Genomic DNA, 6,595 nt, shown 5'->3' on the forward strand with positions numbered 1-6,595 from the left:
CAAACTGACACGGCGTCTTTGTAGCGTCGCCTATTCAATGTGACAAACCCACGCTTGCAATGAATCGAATGCCGGTAGGAGCTTGACCGCAGTCGCCGGCAATGTCCGCTCACCAATAGTAGGTCACCTTCACGCCGAAGGTTCGCGGCGCAGCGAACGCATATCGATAGGAGTCGTCGAATGAGTATTCTTCAGCCGCCATATACGTAAGTGTGTTTGTGACATTGCGCACATAGGCAAGCACTTCGAAGTCCTTGCCATTCGGGACATAGGTCGCCGAAAGGTCTGCGGTCAATCGGGGTTTCTCGTAGTCGTCGCCGTAATTGAATACCGTGAAATGCTGGCTGCTCTGAAATTTTGCATCCACCCGTCCGATCAGGCGGCCGGACGGCACTGGCCAAGCGTGCTCGATACCGAGACCGACTGACCATGTTGGACTTTGCGGTGGTGCGTTGCCAGCGAGCTGCACATTCTGCCCTCCATCACCTTCCACAAGAAAATCCGTGAAGCGCGCGTGCAGCCAGGCCACGGAAAGATTGATCTTGCCGATCGGCTCAATCAACGCCAGCACGTCGGTATCCGCGCCATAAATTTGCGTGCGTCCGGCATTGACGATCTTCGTGCCGACTTGCCCGTTCGCAAACGGCACCAACTGCGAGATCTGTTGGCCGGTGTAGTCGTAATCGAACGCGCTGGCATTGATTTGCAGCCGCCCGCTGAGCCAGCGCGTCTTTGCGCCCAGCTCAACGCCCTTGACCGTTTCGGGTGCGTACGGTCCCGCCGATGAAAACCCGCCCGCCTTGTAGCCGGTGTCGTATCGCATATAGGTCATCACCACAGCACTCGGCGACCATTGTGCCGCAAGATGCACCGTCGGCTTCGACCACGAACCGGAGTTGTCCTGCGACACATGGGTGTAGGTCAGCGGCTGCGCGCTTGAATCCGCGAAAAAGTACTCGCCAACGCGACTCTTTTCGTCCCAGGTCATTCGAAGGCCGGCCGTCAGCTTGACCTTATCCGTGAGCTCAAACGATGTCTGTCCGAACGCGGCTGTTGAGGCTGTATGCAGGTCGTAGGCGAATGCGAGTGTTGGCAGATACATGCCGCCCGCGAATGGTGCCACGTTCGCGCTGTAGAGGGACGACGACTCCTCGAAGTACGACGCGCCTGCCTGCCACGACCAGCGCGTGTCGCCGAGGGATGCCACCCGCAATTCGTGATTCTGCGTTTTCGGATATTCGTTCTGCTGATACGACACCGGTGCACCAGGGCTCGCGCTGCTGTCACCATCGTGGTGGTACGCCAGGCTGTCGTACCCTCCTGTGTAACTTAGCTCAACTGCGGGAAGGTCGTAGGTGAAGCTCCACCGTGCGAGCGTGTCCGAAATATTTAACGACTGCGGCGTAGCGTATGTGAACGTGCGCGGATCATCAGGAAACTGAGGTTTCTCGTGAGACACGCTCTCATCGGCATTATAGACGTACGGGATGTCGAGCGACACCGGACCAACGCCCCTCATCGTGGTCTGCTGCACGGTAAACAGCACGTGGAACTCCCGGGACGGTTCCACGGCAACGGAGAGGCGGCCAGAACGCGTGTTTTCGTCGTCGCCATCGGACTGCGGCGCATTGTTCAGATACCCGTCGTGTCGACGCGAGACCACTGCGACTCGAAACTGCACGGCATCGTTCACAGGAACATTCAACATTGCGGCGAGATTGCGGGCGTTGTAATTGCCGAGGTCAATCGACGCGCTACCTTCCACATCCTTTGCAGGCTTAGCCGTGACGATGTTAATCAGCCCGCCGTTGGCGTTGCGCCCATAAAGCGTGTTCTGCGGTCCGCGCAACACCTCGATGCCTTCGAGGTCGTAGAGTGTTCCGCTTAGCGCGTACGGACGGTTGACTGAACTGCCGTCGGTCACTACCACCACCGCGGGATCGCCGACCTCGGTCACATCGCGGCTCGAAATGCCACGGATCGTGATGACCGGCACCACCGTCTGCACCTGTGCGAAGTTTACGTCCGGCGCAATTGTACTCAGGGACTTGAGGTCGCTCACACCGAGACCCTCGAGCCTGACTCCGCCATATACGCTCATGGCCACCGGCGTCTTCTGTTCCAATTCAGGCTTCTTTTCTGCCGTCACGACGAGCGGCGGAAGTTGGTCCATGGCTAGCTTATTCTGGTGGTCAACGTGAGCCTCGGGTGGCGGCGGAGCGGTGGCGGCCTCTGCCCCCGACGCCCATGACTGCCCGCCCAGGCAAAAGGCGATGACACTTGTCACACCGCAAAGCAGGCGCGGTAAGCGGCGATGCTCTCTCGTTGGATGAATCAGTGGTGGTCGCAGATTTTCTGAAGATATGAATACTTTCGTCACGGGGCCACATACAAACATCATCATTCACAGTCATTGGAGGCAAGGCACGCACATTCGGCACGCGGCAAAGCGGGAGGTGCCCAAGGTAGTGGAAAGATCAATATGGTGTTCGCACAGTAACGACAAAGAACTCCGGCTGACCTGCCCGTCTGGGCTGCGGATTGTCTCACGGGATTGCCATTCGATACCGGGACGCCGACATGTTTAACAAGCGCGACATTGAGGCCGCAGGCGTCAGCTCAGGGCGACGCCGCGCGAAATGCACATTGAGAATACGGCAAAGCTTATCCGAATATGAGTTGACCGGCGTGCGCATCTATTGATAAATCTATATTAATCAACAGAATAGCGCTTCACTTCACTCCGCGGATAGCGGACTACACGCGCACATGTGCGAACTCAGAGAATCACTCTGCGGCCGGGGCGGCGGCATGCAAATAGCTTGTCTAACTCCTTCCACGCGCATTAACGACCTCAAGTCGTTCAGACCTATATTCGGCCGATTCGACATCGCTTATCGCACCAGAATCGCCAGGATGACCATGTCTTCATGTCCTGCTCAGTCGACATTTTGACCCTGCGCCGCTTGCGTCGGTCGCATATTCCAATCGCATAGGCTCGCCTTGGGCCTTTCGAGGAGCACTTCTTTGAGGCAATCCCCCGCCCCCGCTTGACGCCGGGCATATCCGCTCACGGCAGGTTCTTCTTGGAACGCACCCATTTGTCTCCCAGCGGATGGTCTATCGCGCATAAGTTGGCGTTGCGGATAATAGCAATCGACATCATTTTGAACTCTCGAAGTTAAATTCCGCACTCCTCGGCAGATCCCCAGATCCCGTTGCGCAATACTGCGAAACATATAGCCCGTTGCGCCGTTTTTTCGTTTTTTCGGTTAGTTCGGACCAATGCGTACAACTTGGCCAACGCTACGTGCGCTTGAAACATTCGCGCCTGCACCTTTATGCACCGGCCTTCCCACTCCCGCAAACCCTCACCTTTCCTGTGGTCAGGATAATCCCGATTACAAGGCCGCCCGAGTCCGCAAGTGCACGTCAGAGCGAGACATTCTGTTACCGATGCGGCGTACCGATGTGAACCGTCTTTGCGTGCCAGTTCATGTCGCGCTCGATGCCATGCAGCGCGGCAAGGCAAGCTAAACGCAGTCGACACTATGCCAGGCGATGATCCTGAGCGGGCTGCTGGCCGGTGCGTGCGGCGACGTCGTCGCCTTCGCACAGTTGCGTAGCGCCGAAGATACCTTCTCCGCCGCGTTTGACCGCAGTCGTGCGTCAGGCGTCTCGCTAACCGATGACGACGGCTTCGGGCAGTTTGCATTGACCCGCGCGACAAACAACGACAGCTACAGCGTATAAGGCTCGCCGCGATCAATTACGTCGCCGACAGACTCTAATGCTGCCGGGCATGGCTTTAAACTGAATTCCACCTCTTCCGTGTCCCCTCCTGATATGGAGTCAGCCTGGGAACGCACGGGCTTTTTTCTGCCCGAACCGCTGCTCAAAACAGAAGAAAGATAGTCGACTGCGAGGCAGGACCCTCTCATTTGCCGGGTGCGCCGCCATTGGAGGATTTCGGCATTTTGAACAGCAATTTGCCGGCCGCGGCGCAAATGAAAATGCGGTCGCAGTGGGTTCAAAAAACGACGGGCCGCGGCAGCTCGACATTTTCGTCTGGCCAGGTAATGTGCGGCTCACAGCCTGCGCAATCGGCGGGCGGTTTGGCGTTGAATGGAAGGCGCCAACCACTTGGCAGGCAGTGCAATGTCACCTGAGTCGTCGAAACGCACTGGGCGCTGGAGACAGATGCAAACATATTCCGGCTTACCGGTAAAACCAGGTCAGGGCCGCAGGAAAGTCTCCCATAATTGAGAGGGACCCTGTATGAGGACAAGGACAGGCATCATCGTGAAATCGTGAACCAACATAGGGTGAACAGGGAAGCGCAGTTTCCTCCCAGAAAGCGATTCGAGGAAGCTTAACCATTGAAGTCGGAGTCAGGGAGCGCAGCCCGGCGGTCGCATTGAGCCACAGGCCGCCTTGAAAAATGCCCAACGACCCCCGGCGTCTATGTCAGATCAGGCGTTCATGGAGATTGGCGAACTGGCGTTCCCCGCGAGGAACGCTCTCAGCTTCCGCTCTGCCGCAAGTACCTCGTGTAGCGGTACACCGGCCAGTTGCGAATCATAAAGGGCAACAAGCGCTTCGAAGTCATCAATCGTGTCGCCCGGCAAACGCCACTCGCCACACTCGTGAGCGCGCGCCAAAGTCGCTTCAACGGCGTACTCGGCGATCCTGAACTGCTCCACGGGGCGACTTCCAAATCCAGCACGCTGCAGGAACCAGCTCAGATACACCGCGCGCATCAATTCATTGATCAGGTGTCCATTTCCGTGACCGCTCCGACACGCGACGAGAGCAAGATGAATGGCAAGCGACTGCTCGCTCGCCGAAGCGCGATCCATTGGCAACAAAAGCGCCTTGGTCAACGGTCTATGGCCGCGGGCACTGCGGGTTTTGTTTCGTCTGGAAGACACAGATTCGAGGTTACAAGGAGCGTTTGGTGAACGGACGAATTATAGCTGGATAACTCGCGACATGTTCAACAGCCGCCCCGATGACTTCAGTGCGAGACAGCGAGAGCGCGGCGTTCGCCTTGCGGCCATACTCGCAACGGCTTTCCCCCGACCTCGGCCCGCAGCGCACCCGGCGCGACGTGTCGATCACACCCACAAAGTCGCGACGAAGTGGGCAGCGACCGGGCGCGATTCGCTGGGCAGTCCTGCCGTTTGATTCGCAGGCGGCATTTCTCGCAATGTGCCGCCGAAATACCCTCTAGCAGAGCGCGTTCGCAGCCTGAGGCTTTGCGAGGAAGTCGTCGTGGTCGAGCGAACTAGACCAAATGCGCCAACGCATCGTCGGCAACTGGAAAGAGCCGGCTGCACTGCTTCGTGACCGACTGAATTCCAATCGATGTGCCTTTATCGCGCGCCACCACGGAATGTTCTCTCTGGTCGGATTCAACGCGCGGCAAATCTCGACCTTACGCAAAAAGCACTCTGTCTATATCGCCTGATTCAAGACTGAATTTCGCAAGTCGATTTGCGCCAAGCATTGAGGATGTTGCAGGAGCGTTTGCCCACGTCGTTCAGGCTTCTACTAGACACCTCGCTCGCGCTGCCGGTCGGCCAGTCACTCAAGCCACTCACGCGCGCCGCGTTGCACCGGATCGTGAAGGACGTCTTCAGCGGCGCCGCAGACTCGTTGCGTTCGCGTGGCGACGACCATGCGCAGCGCGCTGACCACCTCGAGTAGGCATCGGCACACTGGCTACGTCACAGTGCCGGGTCACATATGGCGGATCAGCACCTCGATCTGCGACTCGTGCGCGATAACCTCGGGCATGCCTCACTGACGACAACCAGTCAGTATCTGCACATGGACGATGATCGCCGGCATCGCGAAACCGACGAGAACACCGGATCGACTGTGACGCTCGACGCGACCCGGACGATGACGGCGAGAGGTCGACTCCGGCGCCACTATCCCCTCCCCCGACCGGCGGCAACTCAAGGCTTGATCAGGAAATCGTCGGCCTTGAGTCTACCACTTCGCCCGGACGCAGACGGATCCTTCTTTCAGCGACCGCGATAATGCGGCGCCGTCCGTCAGCAAAAGCCTTAGCATGCGGACCTGGTCAGCACCGGCGGGTAACCAGAATCGCGCTTCGAGCGCTTCCCGCGTGATCGCACAGGCGACCTGCCGTGTAGCCCGGTGCGGGCCTCATAGAAGACCGGGTGGCGGGCACGCGACGGCGAAAGACGGTTAGTTGCATCCTTTCATTCAAGCCGGACCGCAAAGTGAGCCTTTACGGGAGAGCAACCGCCTTCTGAAGGCAATCAGCTGTCAGGCCCGTGGATTTCTCCACAAACGCGCGCGTTCGATTCCGCGGATAAAGAGAGGCCGCCCTTGACCTATTCGTCCACTGGACTTCACTGTTGCGAACAATGTCTTCCGCACGTACTGCAAGTTGCAGGTGTTGTTCAATAATGAGGAAGCAGATCGACCGCGTTCTGATGGCTCTGTCGCGATAAGGATGGCAGGACGAGAAAGTGCCGATATGATAAGGATGACTTAGATGACCAGCGAATAGAATTGCTCTGCAGCAGTCAACTGGATCCCAGCGGGTTTCATCTGCCCC

The 6,595-nt window shown here is 58.0% G+C and carries 3 protein-coding genes and 1 pseudogene; 2 read left to right on the forward strand and 2 right to left on the reverse strand.

All coding sequences use genetic code 11. From position 1 onward, the window contains the following. Positions 1–109: 109 nt before the first annotated feature. On the reverse strand, positions 110–2,173 hold the full coding sequence (locus B0G73_RS37610; protein WP_181196751.1) for a TonB-dependent receptor: 2,064 nt from the start codon (positions 2,171–2,173) through the stop codon (positions 110–112). Positions 2,174–3,561: 1,388 nt separating this feature from the next. Here B0G73_RS37610 and B0G73_RS37615 point away from each other — a divergent pair. Next, positions 3,562–3,753 carry a hypothetical protein gene (locus tag B0G73_RS37615; protein WP_106286105.1) on the forward strand — a complete coding sequence of 64 codons (192 nt, stop codon included), beginning with the start codon at positions 3,562–3,564 and terminating at the stop codon, positions 3,751–3,753. A gap of 719 nt (positions 3,754–4,472) precedes the next feature. Here B0G73_RS37615 and B0G73_RS37620 read toward each other — a convergent pair. After that, positions 4,473–4,883 carry a hypothetical protein gene (locus B0G73_RS37620; protein WP_258194157.1) on the reverse strand — a complete coding sequence of 137 codons (411 nt, stop codon included), beginning with the start codon at positions 4,881–4,883 and terminating at the stop codon, positions 4,473–4,475. 673 nt (positions 4,884–5,556) lie between these two features. Here B0G73_RS37620 and B0G73_RS37625 point away from each other — a divergent pair. Then, positions 5,557–5,885, forward strand: a pseudogene (locus B0G73_RS37625) (tyrosine-type recombinase/integrase); the annotation flags it as partial. Positions 5,886–6,595 lie beyond the last annotated feature (710 nt).

The sequence above is a fragment of the Paraburkholderia sp. BL25I1N1 genome, from assembly GCF_003002025.1.
Lineage (GTDB): Bacteria > Pseudomonadota > Gammaproteobacteria > Burkholderiales > Burkholderiaceae > Paraburkholderia.